Origin of the sequence: Parabacteroides sp. AM17-47 (genome assembly GCF_003434625.1) — a bacterium.
Lineage (GTDB): Bacteria > Bacteroidota > Bacteroidia > Bacteroidales > Tannerellaceae > Parabacteroides > Parabacteroides distasonis.
Map to the genome: position 1 here is coordinate 208741 of NZ_QTLI01000008.1, position 17356 is coordinate 226096.

A 17356-nucleotide genomic window follows, 5' to 3' on the forward strand; every position below is an offset into this window, starting at 1 on the left:
TCTTATTTTATTTTAGCGTACTGTTCTATTTCCGTACTCATATCGCTGTTATCCAAATCTTCCCATTCGATCGGCTTGAATTTCTCCTGTAAGTACTGGAATACCACGAACAAAACCGGAACAATAAAGATCTGGAAGATCATACCGATGAACATACCGCCAATAGCCGCTGTACCCAATGTACGGTTACCGTGCGCTCCTACTCCGAACGCGAACATCATAGGCAACAATCCGACCACCATCGCCAATGAGGTCATCAAGATCGGACGCAAACGGGCGGCGGCTCCTAATACGGCAGCCCATGTGATACTCATACCCATACGACGACGTTCCAAAGCGAACTCTACGATCAAGATAGCGTTCTTCGCCAACAAACCTACCAACATGATCAAGGCGATCTGCATATAGATATTGTTAGACATGGTTCCTACGATCATCTTCAACGCCGGGATATTTCCCAAAGCGGCCCAACCTTGGACGAACAAGAAGCTACCCATCAAACCGAACGGCACGGAGAGCAATACGGACAAAGGAAGGATGTAACTCTCATACTGCGCGCTCAACAGCAAGTAAACGAATACGAAACACAACAAGAAGATCAAAGCCGTCGTACTGCCACTCGTACTTGCCTCCTCACGTGCCATACCACCTAACTCATAGTCGAAACCTGCCGGAAGCGTTGTCTTAGCCACCTCGTCAATCGCTTTCAACGCCTGACCACTGGTATAACCATCCGCCGGGGCAACCATGACCTTGATGGCGGTATACATATTGAAACGGCTGATGATATCCGGGCCATATACCTTCTTCATCGTAATGAACTGGGAAATCGGAGCCATATCGTTACCGCTCTTTACCTTGATGTTCTTCATGGACTCCATATTCTTACGCAAATCGGGATCCGCTTGCACCATTACACGGTACATCTTACCGAAACGGTTGAAGTTAGAGGCATATAAACCACCATAATATCCCTGCAAGGTAGACAAGATGTCCTTCGGACTGATACCGGCTTTCTTACAAGCGGCAGCGTCGATATCGATCTCGTATTGCGGGAAGTTCGGGTTAAACGTAGTTTGAGCGGACTTGATCTCCGGACGTGCCGTCAAAGCAGCCATATATTCCTTGGAGATATCAAAGAAACGATCCAAATTACCTCCGGTCTTATCCTGCATATTCAACTCAATATCACTGGACGCAGAGTAACCCGGGATCATAGGCGGCGTAAAGAACAATACCTGAGCGTCTTTCACGATCTTTTGGGCACGCATGAACAAACTACCATATACGATATCCGAGTTCTGCATCATAGAACGGTCTTCCCAGTCTTTCAACTTGATGATAAATGAGCCGTAAGAAGGTCCTTGACCACCGATAAAACTGAAACCAACAACCGCCGTACGCGACTCTACCGCCGGATCCGCAGCGATCAAACTATCGACCTTATTCATCACCTCATAGGTACGCTCCTGGGAAGTTCCCGGTGGTAACGTAACGGCACCCATGATCGTACCCGTATCCTCGTTCGGCACCATACCGGTAGGCGTAACCTGCATCAAGAATACCAATACGGCGATACAACCGGCGACAATACCGAATGAAAGCCATTTCTTCTGGATAAAGAACACGACCTGCTTCTTATACTTAGCTAGCAAAGAATCGTAAGCCGCATTGAATGAGGTATGGAAACGGGAAATAAATGTCGTTTTCTTTTCTTTATGCTCCTCATCATGCGGTTTCAGGAATATCGCACACAAGGCGGGACTCAATGTCAAGGCGTTCAAAGCGGACAAACCGATAGCGATCGCCATCGTCAGACCGAACTGGCGATAGAACGTACCGGCCGTACCTCCCATGAAACTTACGGGAATAAACACGGACATCATGACCAACGTAATGGAGACGATAGCGCCACCCAACTCACTCATGGCATCGATAGAAGCGAGTTTCGCCGACTTGTACCCTTGGTCCAACTTGGCATGGACACCCTCGACGACGACGATCGCATCATCGACCACAATAGCGATGGCAAGCACCATAGCACAAAGAGTCAACAAGTTGATACTAAATCCGATCAAGGATAACATAAAGAAGGTACCGATCAAGGCAACCGGGATAGCGATAGCCGGAATCAACGTAGAACGCAAATCCTGCAAGAACACATATACCACGATAAACACCAATACGAACGCCTCCAACAAAGTCTTGATTACCTCATGGATAGAAGCGAACAAGAAGTCATTGGCATTCATGGAAATATTCACCTTCATTCCGGGAGGCATTGTCAACTGAGTTTCCTCCAGCAAGGTTTCAATGTTACTAATTGTTTCCGTAGCGTTGGTTCCCGGCATCTGGTAAACGATACAGGTAACGGCGTCGTGACCATTTACACGGTTGATAAAGTTGTAAGTCAAACGCCCCAACTCGATATCGGCGATATCTTTCAAACGCAAGACCTCACCATCCGGCAAAGCCTTTACAACAATCTGCTCAAACTCATTAGCCTCTTGCAAACGTCCTTTATAGCGGATCGTATATTGGAAAGACTGATTTCCTTGTTCGCCGAACGAACCCGGAGCGGCCTCTACGTTCTGTTCAGACAAGGCAACGGTTACGTCGCTCGGACTTAATTTATATTGGGCCATCACATCCGGCTTCAACCAAATACGCATGGAGTAGTCTGTACCCAACACGTTGGCATCACCGACACCCGGCACACGCTGGACTTCCGGGATCAAGTTAATCTTTGCGTAATTCTCAAGAAACTCTGAGTCATAACGATCATCTTCCGCATATACGGAGAAAACCAACAACATTGAGTTCTGACGTTTCTGGGTCGTCACACCAATCTGCGTTACCTCGGCAGGCAACAAACCTTGTGCCATAGATACACGGTTCTGCACATTGACAGCCGCCATATCCGGATCCGTTCCTTGCTTAAAATAAATGGAGATATCCGCAGAACCATTATTAGAGGCATTGGAACTCATATACATCATGTTCTCAACACCATTGATCTGGTCTTCCAAAGGCGCGATCACACTATTCAATACCGTTTGCGCATTGGCACCCGTATAAGTTGCCCTTACCGAAACGGTTGGAGGGGCGATATCCGGATATTGGGTAACCGGCAAGGAAATCAAGCCTAGGAAACCCAAGATGACAATCAAGATGGAAATCACCGTGGAGAGCACCGGGCGGTTTATAAATCTATCTAATTTCATATCTTTCGTTTTTACTCGACAAAAGCGAATATTTGTCTTATTCTATATACCTATTAATTAAAAGCAGTCTGTAAATTACCGTCATGCTGGTCTTTCAAGGCCTGATCGTACTTTGCCTTTTGCTGCTCACGAGTAATCGGCTGGATTTCCTGGCCGTCTTTCAAGATCTGTACGCCTTCCACGACAATCTTATCACCGGACTTCAAACCTCCCGTCACTAAATAATTTTTGCCATCATTCAAATTGGAAACCTTGATCTCGGTATTCTTCACGGTATTATCAGGCTGCAATACAAATACGAATTTCTTATCCTGGATCTCCACGGTAGCCGATTGAGGGATCGTAATGATATCGTTCATCGTATATGGGAAGATAATATTACCAGTACCACCGCTTCGTAAGACATTTCCCTCGTTAGAGAAAATAGCACGCATGCTTACAGAACCGGTAGATTGATCGATAACACCGCTCACGGCATCAATCTTACCCTCATGATGGTACGTAGAGCCATCCGCCAATTGCAGTCTTACGGCCGGCATCTTCTCTAATTGCTCTTTCAAGGTACCACCGGCTTTCGTCAATGCCAATAGCTCCTTTTCCGTCATAGAGAAATACACATACATATCACCGATCTCAGATACGGTAGTCAACGGTTGAGCGATCGAAGCGCTTACCAAGCTACCTACACGATACGGGAATGTACCGACAACACCGTTCGAGGGACTTGTAACCGTACAGAAAGACAAGTTCTGGTTAGCGCTAACCAATTGAGCCTCCGCCTGCGCCAAGCTCGCTTTTGCCGACATCAGCTGGTTCACGGCAGTCTGATACTCGAAATCACTGATGATTTTCTGATCAAACAAAGTCTTCTTATTCCTCTCGGTCAATGTTAAAGTGCTTACGTTTGCCTTCGCCATCTCTACCGCGGCCTTAGCCTGACCTACCGCGGCAGCGTACTGCGTAGGATCAATTTGGAACAACGCCTGTCCTTTACGAACCGTAGCTCCCTCATCCACACATAATTTCACGATAAATCCAGAAACTTGAGGACGGACTTCGATATCCTGCGTACCTTTGATGGTAGCCGGATAGGATGTTGTTTGGTCGCTAGTCGTTGAATTGACCGCCATCACAGCGAACTCAGCATCCCCTAATTTCATACCACTCTGACTGTTTCCACAGGCAGTTAATAAAGACATACCAACCGCAAACAATGCGATCTGCCTTAACTGAGTAATCGTAATTTTCAGCATTCGTTTATCCATATTTGTATATAATTATATATTCAAGGCTGTTTTTCAGTTACCTTCTCTTTCTAACCCAAGTGGAGATCTTTTACATCTATTCACACAATAGGGTCTTTACTCGCTGTTTCATCCTACAAATGTAGAAACTTTTTACACGATTTTCTGTTTCCTACTTATCTTTTTCACCTAAATTAATAGCACTTAGAAGGAAGCACCTGTTGAAATACTTCTCTTTTGGTTTCAAACGAAAATAAAATTGTTTTTTTCAACAATATATTTTACATTTGTGTCCACACACAATAAACAAATATTATACATTATGGAACCTAAATTTATAATATCAGAAGTATTCAGTACCGCATGGAAGGGAACGAAGTCGCAGCTATGGATATTAGCCGGATTATTAATCGGATATTGTATCTTGTCTTTCACGCTGACAGCGTTCGCGATGCCCATGCAAAGTTCTATGATCGGTAAAATCATCGTAAACGTGATCAGCGCGTTATTCTCCATTATTTTCTCCTTAGGATATATGAAAAATATATTTCAGGCGTTGGATGGGGAAGAACCTCAGTTTTCCGCATATGGACAACAGACAAAGAATATCATCACCTACTTTCTAGCGAGTCTTATCACGGGATTTGTCGTATTGGCGGGTTTCTTATTTTTTATCATCCCCGGTATTTATCTGGCATTGCGCCTTCAGTTCTTCCAAGCCTTTATTATCGAGGAAAACGCCGGGATTATCGAGTCTTTGCATAAAAGCTGGGAGATAACGAAAGGACAAGTATTGCCTCTGTTCATTCTGGCGTTGGTTATGATCGGGATCCTGATATTAGGATGTATTTTGTTCGGTATCGGAATTTTCGTCGCCGTTCCTCTTATCTATATGATGTATGGCTACGTTTTCCGTAAATTGAACACTCCTCTTCAAATACTCGAATAAACAGAGAGGACGAATACACACTACAATCTATACCATGAATAAAAATTACAGGATAAAAGATATCGCCGAATTATCCGGTGTATCGACCGGTACGGTAGACCGCATTTTACATGAGCGGGGAAAGGTATCGGAGGACGCACGGAAAAAGGTGGAGAAAATCTTAAAAGAAATTGACTATCAACCAAATCTGATAGCCCGTTCTTTAGCGTTGAAGAAAAAATATCATTTCATCGCTTTGATCCCTTCTTTCCATGAAGGGGAATACTGGGCGAAACTAAGCCAAGGGATAGAGAAAGCGGAACGGGAATTGTTTAGCTATAATATAGACGTCGAGCAAATCTATTTTGACCAATACGATAGCAACAGTTTCGACGAATTAATCCCGAAGATTGAGACCGCGGATTGCCAAGGGGTTATCATCGCTACATTATTCAAGCAAAGTGTCTTGACCTTGACCCCGCGGCTAGACCTGAAAGGTATTCCTTATATATTAATCGATTCTTTTATCGACCACACGAATTGTATCTCTTACTACGGAACGCATTCATATGATTCGGGGTATATAGCGGGACGCCTTTTATTCGAGCAAATCCGTCAAGAGGACGATTTAGTGATTTTCCGTTTCACCCGTAAGGGGGATTCATGTTCTACGCAAGTGCAGAAGCGAGAGGAAGGATTCCGGGATTATCTCGCCAATACCTCATTCAAGGGAAAGATTCATTTGCTGCATGTGCACGCGGATGACCGAGAAGAGAATACGAGACTACTGAATACTTTCTTCGACAAATATCCTCAAGTAAGAATCGGTATCATCTTTAATTCGAGGGCCCATTTCCTTGGAGATTATCTAAGTAGCGAACGGCCGGACTATCCTTTCAAGCTTCTTGGCTACGATGTGATAGAACCGAATGTCCGTTATCTGGAAAACGGCTTGATCACGCATTTGATCGCCCAGCGACCGGAGGTACAAGGATATCATTGTATCAAGGCACTTTTCAGGCATTTGATCCTTAAGGAGAAAATTGAGCCTGTCAATTATATGCCGATCGATATCTTGGTAAAGGAAAATATACAATACTACAATAATTATATCTGATGAACTCCTTATTTAGCGTAAAAGAGAAAGTGATTTTGTTGACCGGAGGCTATGGTATATTAGGAGCCTGCATGGCCAAGCACTTGGCGAGAGAAGGCGCGTACGTCGTAATCCTCGGACGAAACGAGCAAAAAGGATCTGCCTTGGTTGGTGAGATTAAAGCGGAAGGGGGCGAGGCCTTATTCTTGGTTTCAAACGTACTGGATAAAGCCTTGCTGGAGCAAAACAAGCAAGAGATATTGAAAGCATATGGGAAGATTGATGTTTTAGTCAATTTGGCGGGTGGCAACCAAGCCGGAGCGACGATTCCTCCCGACAAGACGATCTTTGATCTGGATATCGATGCTTTCCGGACGGTCGTGGACCTGAACTTATTCGGGACCGTACTGCCGACAATGGTCTTCGCCGAGGTCATGGTGGGACAAGGGAAAGGAAGCATTATTAACATCTCGTCCGAATCATCCCTACGCCCATTGACTCGTGTGGTTGGCTATGGATGCGCGAAAGCCGCTATCAACAATTTCACGCAATACATGGCCGGGGAGCTAGCGATTAAATTCGGAGAGGGCCTGCGAGTGAACGCCATGGCACCGGGATTCTTCCTTACCGAGCAGAACCGGGCATTGATGAGCAATCCGGATGGATCACCTAGTGATCGTTGCAACACGATCGTCGCGCACACGCCGTTCCGCCGCTTAGGAAAACCGGAGGAGTTACTCGGTACTTTACAATGGCTGGCGAGCGACGCCTCCGCATTCGTAACCGGTACCGTGATCCCCATAGACGGAGGTTTCGACGCTTTCTCCATCTAAATAATGTGCCAACCAGCCATGCATCAAACCGCATTGGCATATTGGCACATTGATAAATTTAAAAATTATTCATTATGTATCTATGTGAGCAAACTTGGCGTTGGTACGGACCGAATGATCCTGTCAGCCTTTGGGACATCCGTCAGGCGGGTGCCACCGGTATCGTAAATGCGTTGCACCATATCCCGAACGGGGAAGTTTGGACTACGGAAGAGATTCAAAAGCGGAAAGCCTTGATCGAATCCGCCGGATTACGGTGGAGTGTGGTTGAGAGTGTGCCCGTACACGAGCATATCAAGACGCAAACCGGGGATTTTCAAACCTATATAGAAAACTACAAACAAAGCATCCGTAATCTGGGAGCTTGCGATATCCGGGTAGTTACTTACAACTTCATGCCGGTATTGGACTGGACTCGTACCGATTTGGCTTATACGATGCCGGATGGTTCCAAAGCCTTGCGCTTTGAACGCGCGGCTTTTATGGCGTTCGACTTATTTATATTGAAACGACCGGCGGCGGAAGCCGAATATACGGAGGCGGACAAGGCGAAAGCCAAGGCACGCTATGACGCTATGAGCGAGGAAGACCGCCAGCTGTTGGTTCGCAATATGATCGCCGGACTACCCGGCTCGGAAGAGACTTTTACGATCGAGCAGTTCAGGGAAGCGTTAGACCGTTATAAAGATATCGACGCGGAGAGACTTCGCTCGAACCTGATCTATTTCTTACGGGAAATAGCTCCCGTGGCGGACGAGGCCGGTGTCAAGCTCGTTATCCATCCGGATGATCCCCCCTATTCCATTCTCGGGCTTCCCCGTATCTTGAGCACGGAAGATGATTTCCGGAAGTTAATAGAGGCCGTGCCGAATCCTAGCAACGGGCTTTGCCTATGCACAGGTTCTTTCGGTGTCAGAAGTGATAACGACTTGGCCGGGATCATGGAACGTTACGGGGATCGGATCGATTTCGTTCATTTCCGCAGCACGCAACGAGACTCGGAGGGTAATTTTTTCGAGGCGAACCATCTGGAGGGCGATGTGGACATGTATGGTGTCATGAAAGCCTTCCTTGAATTGCAGCAACGCCGCCAATGCTCCATCGCCATGCGACCGGATCATGGACATCAAATGATAGACGACCTAAAGAAGAAAACCAACCCGGGCTACTCCTGCATCGGACGTTTACGGGGTCTGGCCGAGCTACGGGGATTGGAGATGGGTATCGCCTTATCCCTGTTCAAAGGACATTAAAAAGATAGCGTCTTACAGTTAGCGCAGTACTGTGTACGAAGTACCGCAGTACTGTGACTGAAGTACTACAGTACTCTGCACGAAGTATTGCGGTACTCAGCACGTAAGTACTGGAATACTTCGTACACAGTACTGCCCTATTTATAGCACAAGGCTACCTCGACCCTATGGGGGAACATCACAAACCGAACAACCGGGGAATCAATAAGCTTAAATCCGGCAAGAAGGCCACCAAGAACAAGACAATAACCATCGCCGCAAACATCGGCAGCAACGGACGGATCACCTGATCGATCTTTGTCCCCGCTACGCTACATCCGATAAACAATACCGAACCCACCGGTGGCGTACATAATCCCACACAAAGGTTCAATACCATCATGATCCCGAAATGTACCGGGTCCATCCCCAATTGCCCCGTCGCTATCGGCAGGAAGATCGGGGTAAAGATCAAGACAGCGGGCGTCATGTCCATAAAGATCCCGACAATCAATAGGATCACGTTGATAAGTATCAAGATGACCACCGGATTGTCGCTTATACTTAGCAAAGCGGCACTTACCGTCTGAGGAATATTCTCATAACTCATGATCCAAGACAAACCCGTACAGGTCGCCACCAAAAGAAGGACGATAGCCGTAGTCTTGGCCGATCGCAATAACACTTGCGGCAATTTAGCCCAAGTAAGTTCTTTATAGATAAAAGAGAGGATTAACGCATACAGCACAGCGATCGCCGAAGCCTCGGTAGCCGTAAACAGTCCCGCCAAGATTCCTCCGATCACGATCACCAATAGCATCAAACTAGGGATCGCCCTGAAAAATACCTTTGTCGCCTCCGAGAACGGAACACGTACGCCAACCGGATACCCCTTTCGTGCGGCAAACATAGCGGCTACGATCATGATCGCCACTCCCGTAAGAATTCCCGGTAGATAACCAGCCATAAACAAGGCGGATACAGAGACTCCACCACTCGCCAAGGAGTAAACGATCAAGACATTACTCGGAGGTATCGTCATACCGGTAGTGGCGGAAGAGATATTTACGGCGGCACTGAAATTCGGATCGTAACCGGCCTTTTTCATCTCCGGTGTCATAATACTCCCGATAGCAGAGGCAGCGGCGGCGGCAGAGCCACTGATCGCCCCGAATAACATATTCGCCACGACATTGACCACCGCCAGTCCTCCGGGCAATCGTCCGACCAGCACTTTAGCGAAATCGATCAAGCGCAAGGCAATGCCTCCGCTATTCATGATATTCCCCGCCAATATAAAAAACGGGATCGCCAGCAGAGCGAAACTGTCCAGACCCGAAGCCATACGCATCGCATAAGTCGTAAGGGCGGGAAGCGAGTCTATATTCACGAGCATCGTCAATATACCCGCCACACCGATGCTATACGCTACCGGAACCCCGACCACCAGCAGGAAAAAAAAACTTATCACTAATACGAGTATACCTATCATATCCATATCATCAGTCTTTTAAGAATTAGAGGAACGAAACAGGGCGATCGCATTATCTACCGCATAATAAGCGGTAAGCAATCCCCCTAGCGGCAATGCCAAATACACATATCCTAAATTAATCTCTAAGGAAGCCGAAGTAACTCCCAAATGAAAACGAGTGTATACCAGCCAAGCCCCTCCTACGATCAATACAAATACAGCGAATAAAAATACGATCAAGAAGATAAACAATCGCAAGAGCTTTCTGCGGGAAGGACGCATATGTTGAAGCAATAAATCGATCGCTAGATGCTCATTTTTACCGGATACATAAGCGGCCCCCAACAATCCCACCCAGATCAATAAATATCCGGCCAATTCATCCGTCACGGAACTCGGGGAAACCAGAATATACCGGCTTAATACCTGCCATAGCACATCCACGACCAAGAAAGCCATCAAGAAAATCAACGATAGCTCCAATCCTTTATCAATTATCTTTCTCATGGGTATTCTGTATTTGATCGATTAAATCATGAAAAACCGGATCATTCTTAAACCGCTCGATCATCGGGGCGGCGGCATCCATAAACGGCTGCTTATCCGGGTAAATAATTTCCACTCCGTGCGCTTCCATCTCCTCTAGCGATTGCTTCTCTTGCTCCGCCCAAAGTTTCCGTTGATAAATAGCGGCGGCGTCAGCGGCTTGTCGCAACCAATTACGTTCTTGTTCCGTCAGCTTCTGCCAAGTAGCCAAGCTAATGATGATCACGTCCGGACACATCGTGTGCTCATTGACTGAATAGTATTTTACCACCTCATGATGGAACGCTGTTGTCACGGAAGGCGTATTATTCTCGGCTCCATCCACGACATTACTTTGTAAGGCCGTATACAATTCACCCCAATCCACGGGAGTAGCCGAACCACCGAATGTCTTCATCATCTCCACGGCTATCGGGCTCTTTTGCACACGGATCTTCAGTCCTTTCAGATCCTCGGGAGTACGAATCTGCTTGTTTACCGTATAAAAGCTACGGGCCCCCGAGTCAAAATAAGCGAGTCCCCTAAACCAATAAGGTTCCGTTGATCCCAATATCTGTTTACCTACCGAACCATCCAACACCTCGAAAAACTGCTCACGGGAACGGAATAGATAAGGTATGCCAAATACCTTAAACGGATCGGCAAATCCTTCCAACGCAGCGGAGGAAACTTTCGTGATATCGAGACTTCCTATTTGAAGCAACTCTATACATTGATTTTCGGACCCCAATTGAGCGGAAGAATAAATGTCCATGCTCATCTTTCCTCCGGACAACTCTTTCAGACGCTCGTTCATATAGAGCAATCCTAAATGGACGGAATGGCTGGGGGGCAATCCGTGTGCCAGTTTCAGCACCCTTACTTCCTTTACCCCTTCCTTACAGGAGAAGGAGAAAGATACGCACATCAGGAATAGCAGGGCGGTCTTTAGAACTTTCATATTAGAAATGTTAACAATTCGTTGTTTATCGACAAATATAAAGGAAATAATCGAATTGTGCACGTACACAGAAGAAAAAAGTGGCCGCTTTCTTCCTGCCTATATTCACATACGGAACAAGAAGAGCACGGCCTTGATTTAACCTATTTCTCTAATGTTATGATGAAACATCGAGACGGTCAAATGTAGAAACAATCAAAGTGACCGGTCTTATATCGACCGTGATCTTATTTCACGAAAGCGTGAAACTTATTCACGCCTTTTCTCTAACAGCCATTTACGGATCTCCTCTATATCTTCCTTGTCCGCTTCTATAGTGATTGAATATCGCCGGGGTTCGTCCGCTAAATACACCTCCCGCAAGAAATCATAGGCTAAGACTTCCGATATACGCAGTAACAAATCAACATCAATACTGCTTCGCTTAAATATCTTATAAATATTGGTACGTTCATAATGCAACGCATGGGCAAAATCGGAAACCGAAAGTCCCCGCTCTTCCATTTTCTCTTTTATTAACGAACCGATATGTATCTCCTTTTGTTCTTTCATATACAAAAGCCGTTTTTAAGGTAATCTTATCTCATAAATAAACCCACATCTGAGAAAAGGTGTGTTACACTTTACCTTAAACCCGTCAAACTGCGGCACGACCAAATGCCTTGTACACAACAGAAATAAGGCAAAGGAACACACCAAATACAGGTGTATTCGCATTGTCTATTTCTCTGTGTACTTTAAATTGGTCGTTTTCAGTTTAGAGAAATACCAGCAAATACAATATCGTCATCCTCTCTGACCAAAGAGACAAACTAGTCCCCTCAATCATCGTATAATATCTCCATTTTACCTTTACAAAGGTAGGCAAATTCAACTATCAGAAAAAACACAAAGAATAAAAAGAAGTATAAACATATCGGAAATATAGGTCATTGAAAGAGGCTTTTTTATACTTTTGTGGTAAAACAATATCTAATGGCATCTAAAATACACAATGGAATACTCATTCTTACGCTAATTTTATTTGCGTCTTGCCGTACGCAAAAGCCTGCTCCACGCCCGGCCCCTCCCGAGACTGTGGATTTCCCTACGGCAAATATTCCTCTTCCCGTCGTGGATTTCAATTTCATGTTGCCGGAAGCTCCGGAGCTAGCGGTTTGTCATTCTCCTAGAAAAGATATCACGGAAGCCTTTACGCCCCGTGATAAAAGCCAGATAGCGATCAAGGACCCCAAGCTATTCGATGAGAATAACACGGAAATTATTGATTTATCCTTGATCCCCGCCGGGGAATACGCATTTCCCCTTCCTAATGGAAACGTGATCTCTCCTTACGGGGGAAGGAGAAGGCATCATTCCGGAGTAGATATCAAAACTTGTGCCAACGATACGATCGTGTCTGCTTTCGATGGTATTGTCAGGATGGCGAAACCATTCGCCGCCTATGGCAACGTTATCGTTGTCCGCCATTATAATGGACTGGAAACGATCTATAGCCACAACTCCAAGAACTTGGTTAAACCCGGAGATCGCATTCTCGCCGGACAACCGATCGCCTTAACCGGACGTACTGGCAGGGCTACTACCGAGCATTTACATTTTGAGACTCGTATAAACGGAGTTCATTTCAATCCGAATATCGTCTTCAACATGGCTAAAAGGAAATTACGTTCAAAATGTCTGGTTTGTACCCAGAAAGGTAATAACGTAATCGTCAAATCGGTTGATATATTACCCCATCAAAAGGCTGGTCCATACGTACCGCCACCTCCTTATAAATGGGTTTACAATGAATGAAAAAAGGCCTTACGGACAATCCGTAAGGCCTTTTTTCATTCCGTGGAGATGGAGAGATTCGAACTCTCGTCCAAACGAGGAATTAATTTGCTTTCTACATGTTTATCTTCGCCTTCATTGTCGGGGAAGAGCAAGACCGAAGCCACCCACTCATCCCTTATCCTCTAAAGTTTCGCCTGAGACCCGAGGCTTATCTCAAACTATCTCCGATATTGCTGCACCACCTGATCGGAACGCTTCGGAGCCACAGCATCCGGGTGATGTCACGTCCCCGCAACTTTTGCAGGGATTAAGCTTGAATCTACTATACTTCGATTAAGCAGCGAGAGCGTAATTATTTTCGCCAGTTAATTGTTCGTTGTCTGAGATTTAAGTGCAAGCCAACCACGCACTACATGCTTACAAACCACTTCTACCCGCTGTCAAAACCGGTCATCCCCATGGTTTTGTAATATTTCTTTTGGCAAAGATACATATAATTTCGAATTTAGCAAAGACCCATAACTGATTCCTTCCGATTAGGATTATTTTAATGTAAACGAAGCAGTTTTCACCTCTTTACTATTTCCACCGATCATTACCTGAAACTCACCCTGCTCAGCGACATAATCTAAGGTTGAATCGTAGAATTTCAACATATCCACATCAATATCAAAGGTTACTTTCTTGCTTTCTCCCGCTTTTAACGCAACTCGCTTGAATCCTTTCAATTCTTGGACCGGAGGGGTTATGCTGCGTACGATATCACGTAAATAAAGCTGTACGATTTCCTCTCCATCCTGAGCCCCGGTATTGGTAACAATCACGGATGCTTGAATTTTTCCATTTGCATCCATTGAATTCATATTCAAAGATACATCGCCATACGTATAAGTCGTATAACTCAAGCCGTAACCAAATGGATAAAGAGGCTCATTCAACACATCTATATAATTGGAGACATAACGAGTGTACCAAGCATCGGGAGACATAGGGCGTCCTGTCATCTTATGATTATAATAGATCGGACATTGGCCTGTTACACGAGGAAAAGACATGGTTAACTTCCCTGTCGGAGAAACCTTTCCGGTCAAGACATCGGCAATAGCCGCTCCTGCTTCCGTACCACCGAACCATACGTTCAAGATCGCATTCACCTGCTTTTCCTCGGATTGTAATGCCAAAGGTCTTCCGGTAAAAAGTACCATTACGATCGGCTTTCCTGTCTTCTGGATAGCATCCAGTAATTTTTTCTGCGTTTGCGGCATTTCAAGGATGGCTCTACTAGCGCCTTCTCCACTCATATCTATCGATTCACCCAAAGCAGCGATAATCACATCAGCGCCTTCCACCACTTTTAGGGCCTCGGCGATTAATTGTTCATCGCTTCTATCATCCCGGGTTGAACGATTTTGATCCGTAAAGTTCGCTTCATAAACGGGATCATCGACTAGATTGCTGCCTTTTGCAAAAACAACCTCTACTCCATTTCCCAAAGATTCCTGTAAATCCTCTACCAATCCATGATAAGATTTAGTCTGCTCATCATATTTCCACGATCCAGCCATATTCGCCTTGCTATCCGCTAAAGGACCGACTACAGCGACCTTACGACATCCTTTAAGTGGAAGCAGATTATTATCATTTTTAAGTAACACGAAAGACTCCGCCGCAATACGACGGGCCGCAGATACATTATTTACCGACAAGAACTCTTTGGCGGCTCTTTTCGGATTACAATATTTATATGGATCATGGAACAATCCCAATTGGTATTTTGCGATTAGTATTCTCCGGCAAGCAGAGTCAATCTCAGCCTCTGTTATTTTCCCTTCTTCCAATGATTTCTTTAATACGGCATGATAACAGTCCGCTATCATATCCATATCGACACCCGCCTTTAGCGCCTTGACTCCGACTTCCTGACGATTACCTATTCCATGGTTTACCATCTCCGCTATTGCCGTAAAATCAGACACGACAAAGCCGTTAAATCCCCATTGTTTACGCAATACGTCATTAAGAAGCCAAGTATTTCCGGTCGCGGGGATACTTTCAAATTCGTTGAATGAAGTCATGATACTTCCTACTCCTGCTTCTACAGCAGCTTGATAAGGACGCATGTAATAATTCATGGCAGTCACACGGCTCATATCTACCGTATTATAATCCCGACCAGCCTCGGCCGCTCCATAAAGCGCATAATGCTTTACACATGCCATAAGAGTCGTATCAGCCGATAAATCATTGCCTTGATAACCACGCACCCATGCTTGAGCCATTATACCTCCAAGAAACGGATCCTCGCCCGCTCCTTCCTTTACTCGTCCCCACCGGGCATCATGATATATATCGACCATCGGGCTATATGTCCAACAGATACCATCAGCACCAACTTCCTTCGCGGAAATTCGAGCGACCTCTTCTATATTCTCCGGTTTCCAACTACACGAAAGACCTAGAGGAATGGGAAAAACGGTTTTATAACCATTACAAATATCAGCGCCAACAATTATAGGAATCCCCAACCGACTTTCTTTAACCGCGACTTCTTGTAACTGCCGGATCGCATCGACACCGAATATATTAAATATACCACCAACCTCTCCTCGTACAATACGACTGGCTATCTCACTCTTTTTAGGATTTGGCATTACGTTTCCATAACTAGGAAGATTCAATTGGCCAATTTTCTCATCAACGGTCATTCGACTCATCAGACCATTTATAAATTCATCCGCACTTTTCTGTTCAATCTCAGCTCTTGTGATTCTCTCACTTTTTTCTCTCGCTATCGAACAAACAGGCACTATACATGCCATTGAAATAAATAAAACTGAACTTTTAAGGAATTTCATAACTTAGCTTTTTTACTTCAAAAAAAGCCCGAATAACAGAAAACAGCAATAAACTCACTACTTCAAAGATACGATATGCTATAGAACACACTTTTCTACACTACGTTTTTACTACGTTTACCATCAATAATAAACTAGTAATAAATAAATTGCGCAATCGATTTAAGAATCTACTCCGCAAGTCTCCAGAAAAGATATCTGGAGTTCTATTCGATCAGACCGATCTCACGAAACCAATCTTCAGCCCGATCCGGCCATTCATTTACAGACGCTCCCGTATCTCGTAACCCATATCCATGGCCACCTTGACTATATAAATGCATCCATGCCGGAACACCAGCTTCCTTTAAGGCATAATAATAGAAAATACTACTGTTGATATAAGATTTATCATCTTCCGCTTGAATTAACATGGTTGGAGGTGTGGCAGATGAAACCTTTAACTCTGGTGCCAATTGGAAATTCTCTCCATCTAAATAAGCAGGATAAACCAATAAACAATAGTCCGGACGACAACTTACTTTATCCGTAGCATCAATAGCCGGATAAGTACGTTTCAAAAAATTATTGCTAACCATGGCAGCTAAATGGCCACCAGCCGAGAATCCCATCACACCGATTCGCTTTGGATCTATATTCAAGTTCTCAGCGTTCGCTCGAACATAACCAATCGCACGCTGTACATCTTGCAAAGGAGCTTCGTGTTTTTCCAGTCCTTCCCGTCTTGGAACCCGGTATTTAAGTAAGACCGCAGTTATTCCAAGATTATTAAGCCATTCACAGACTTCATCACCTTCCAAATCATAAGCTAAAATATTGTAACCACCACCGGGACAGACAATCATAGCGGCACCCGAGGCCACTTCATCCGGAGCATGATATATAGTAATCGTTGGCTCACTCACATTCGTAATACGCAAAACACTCTCACCACCGGTTTTTCCACCATCCGTATCAGCTTTCTCTATTAATTTAATAGTTTCTCCCGGCGCCCCTTTTGGGAATAATAAAATCGGATTTTCTTGTGCCATAGACGTATTGATTAAACAAACCCCAATCAATAAAGGGAATATCCACTTCTTAACCATACAACACATTATTAAGTTATAGGGAGCGAATATATACATCTTATTTTATTTATCCAATCAGAATCGAATAAATAAAAACAGAAAAAGGAGTCACCCCTTACGGACTGACTCCTCTCC

At 45.0% G+C, this 17356-nt stretch carries 13 protein-coding genes and 1 other RNA gene; 5 read left to right on the forward strand and 9 right to left on the reverse strand.

Translation table 11 applies throughout. From position 1 onward, the window contains the following. Positions 1 to 2: 2 nt before the first annotated feature. Positions 3 to 3224 carry an efflux RND transporter permease subunit gene (locus DW205_RS08475; protein WP_005865138.1) on the reverse strand — a complete coding sequence of 1074 codons (3222 nt, stop codon included), beginning with the start codon at positions 3222 to 3224 and terminating at the stop codon, positions 3 to 5. Between the two features lie 53 nt (positions 3225 to 3277). Continuing rightward, the gene (locus tag DW205_RS08480; protein WP_005865137.1) at positions 3278 to 4489 is read right to left on the reverse strand and encodes an efflux RND transporter periplasmic adaptor subunit; all 1212 of its coding nucleotides are present in this window, start codon (positions 4487 to 4489) and stop codon (positions 3278 to 3280) included. 301 nt (positions 4490 to 4790) lie between these two features. Between DW205_RS08480 and DW205_RS08485 the strand changes: the two genes are divergently transcribed. The 4 genes from DW205_RS08485 (at position 4791) to uxuA (ending at position 8578) form a co-directional block, all read left to right on the forward strand. Beyond that, on the forward strand, positions 4791 to 5417 hold the full coding sequence (locus DW205_RS08485) for a hypothetical protein (RefSeq protein ID WP_005865135.1): 627 nt from the start codon (positions 4791 to 4793) through the stop codon (positions 5415 to 5417). A 34-nt stretch (positions 5418 to 5451) separates the two neighbouring features. Continuing rightward, positions 5452 to 6513 carry a LacI family DNA-binding transcriptional regulator gene (locus DW205_RS08490; protein ID WP_005865133.1) on the forward strand — a complete coding sequence of 354 codons (1062 nt, stop codon included), beginning with the start codon at positions 5452 to 5454 and terminating at the stop codon, positions 6511 to 6513. Beyond that, a complete protein-coding gene (locus DW205_RS08495; RefSeq protein WP_005865131.1) occupies positions 6513 to 7325 on the forward strand; it encodes an SDR family oxidoreductase in 813 nt (270 codons plus the stop codon). The genes DW205_RS08490 and DW205_RS08495 overlap by 1 nt, the downstream gene beginning before the upstream one ends. Before the next feature lie 74 nt (positions 7326 to 7399). After that, positions 7400 to 8578 carry a mannonate dehydratase gene (uxuA, locus tag DW205_RS08500; RefSeq protein ID WP_005865129.1) on the forward strand — a complete coding sequence of 393 codons (1179 nt, stop codon included), beginning with the start codon at positions 7400 to 7402 and terminating at the stop codon, positions 8576 to 8578. 178 nt (positions 8579 to 8756) lie between these two features. Here the strand turns inward: uxuA and DW205_RS08505 are convergent, their stop codons facing one another. The 4 genes from DW205_RS08505 to DW205_RS08520 all read right to left on the reverse strand — a co-directional run bounded on the left by DW205_RS08505 (position 8757) and on the right by DW205_RS08520 (position 12069). Further along, positions 8757 to 10055 carry a TRAP transporter large permease gene (locus DW205_RS08505; protein WP_005865127.1) on the reverse strand — a complete coding sequence of 433 codons (1299 nt, stop codon included), beginning with the start codon at positions 10053 to 10055 and terminating at the stop codon, positions 8757 to 8759. A 12-nt stretch (positions 10056 to 10067) separates the two neighbouring features. Next, positions 10068 to 10538 carry a TRAP transporter small permease gene (locus tag DW205_RS08510; protein ID WP_005865125.1) on the reverse strand — a complete coding sequence of 157 codons (471 nt, stop codon included), beginning with the start codon at positions 10536 to 10538 and terminating at the stop codon, positions 10068 to 10070. Then, positions 10522 to 11517 (reverse strand): TRAP transporter substrate-binding protein, encoded by a 996-nt coding sequence (locus DW205_RS08515; protein ID WP_005855377.1) that lies wholly within the window; start codon positions 11515 to 11517, stop codon positions 10522 to 10524. The genes DW205_RS08510 and DW205_RS08515 overlap by 17 nt, the downstream gene beginning before the upstream one ends. A 249-nt stretch (positions 11518 to 11766) precedes the next feature. Beyond that, positions 11767 to 12069 carry a helix-turn-helix domain-containing protein gene (locus DW205_RS08520; RefSeq protein WP_005865121.1) on the reverse strand — a complete coding sequence of 101 codons (303 nt, stop codon included), beginning with the start codon at positions 12067 to 12069 and terminating at the stop codon, positions 11767 to 11769. A 423-nt stretch (positions 12070 to 12492) separates the two neighbouring features. Here DW205_RS08520 and DW205_RS08525 point away from each other — a divergent pair, with 423 nt between their 5' ends. Next, entirely contained in the window at positions 12493 to 13314 is an 822-nt protein-coding gene (locus DW205_RS08525) for a M23 family metallopeptidase (protein ID WP_005865120.1), read from the forward strand. Positions 13315 to 13354: 40 nt separating this feature from the next. On the opposite strand, the gene ssrA is transcribed toward DW205_RS08525, so the two are convergent. The 3 genes from ssrA to DW205_RS08540 form a co-directional block, all read right to left on the reverse strand. Continuing rightward, positions 13355 to 13754: a transfer-messenger RNA gene (gene ssrA, locus DW205_RS08530) on the reverse strand. A gap of 84 nt (positions 13755 to 13838) precedes the next feature. Then, a complete protein-coding gene (gene bglX / locus DW205_RS08535) occupies positions 13839 to 16151 on the reverse strand; it encodes a beta-glucosidase BglX (RefSeq protein ID WP_005865074.1) in 2313 nt (770 codons plus the stop codon). 206 nt (positions 16152 to 16357) lie between these two features. Then, entirely contained in the window at positions 16358 to 17239 is an 882-nt protein-coding gene (locus tag DW205_RS08540; RefSeq protein ID WP_005865072.1) for an alpha/beta hydrolase, read from the reverse strand. Between the last annotated feature and the right edge of the window lie 117 nt (positions 17240 to 17356).

Coding starts and splice junctions, on each gene's coding strand:
- DW205_RS08490 (WP_005865133.1), top strand. CDS start 5,452: ATGAATAAAAATTACAGGATAAAAGATATCGCCGAATTATCCGGTGTA.
- DW205_RS08540 (WP_005865072.1), bottom strand. CDS start 17,239: ATGGTTAAGAAGTGGATATTCCCTTTATTGATTGGGGTTTGTTTAATC.
- DW205_RS08520 (WP_005865121.1), bottom strand. CDS start 12,069: ATGAAAGAACAAAAGGAGATACATATCGGTTCGTTAATAAAAGAGAAA.
- bglX (WP_005865074.1), bottom strand. CDS start 16,151: ATGAAATTCCTTAAAAGTTCAGTTTTATTTATTTCAATGGCATGTATA.
- DW205_RS08510 (WP_005865125.1), bottom strand. CDS start 10,538: ATGAGAAAGATAATTGATAAAGGATTGGAGCTATCGTTGATTTTCTTG.
- DW205_RS08485 (WP_005865135.1), top strand. CDS start 4,791: ATGGAACCTAAATTTATAATATCAGAAGTATTCAGTACCGCATGGAAG.
- DW205_RS08525 (WP_005865120.1), top strand. CDS start 12,493: ATGGCATCTAAAATACACAATGGAATACTCATTCTTACGCTAATTTTA.
- DW205_RS08480 (WP_005865137.1), bottom strand. CDS start 4,489: ATGGATAAACGAATGCTGAAAATTACGATTACTCAGTTAAGGCAGATC.
- DW205_RS08475 (WP_005865138.1), bottom strand. CDS start 3,224: ATGAAATTAGATAGATTTATAAACCGCCCGGTGCTCTCCACGGTGATT.
- DW205_RS08515 (WP_005855377.1), bottom strand. CDS start 11,517: ATGAAAGTTCTAAAGACCGCCCTGCTATTCCTGATGTGCGTATCTTTC.
- DW205_RS08505 (WP_005865127.1), bottom strand. CDS start 10,055: ATGGATATGATAGGTATACTCGTATTAGTGATAAGTTTTTTTTTCCTG.
- DW205_RS08495 (WP_005865131.1), top strand. CDS start 6,513: ATGAACTCCTTATTTAGCGTAAAAGAGAAAGTGATTTTGTTGACCGGA.
- uxuA (WP_005865129.1), top strand. CDS start 7,400: ATGTATCTATGTGAGCAAACTTGGCGTTGGTACGGACCGAATGATCCT.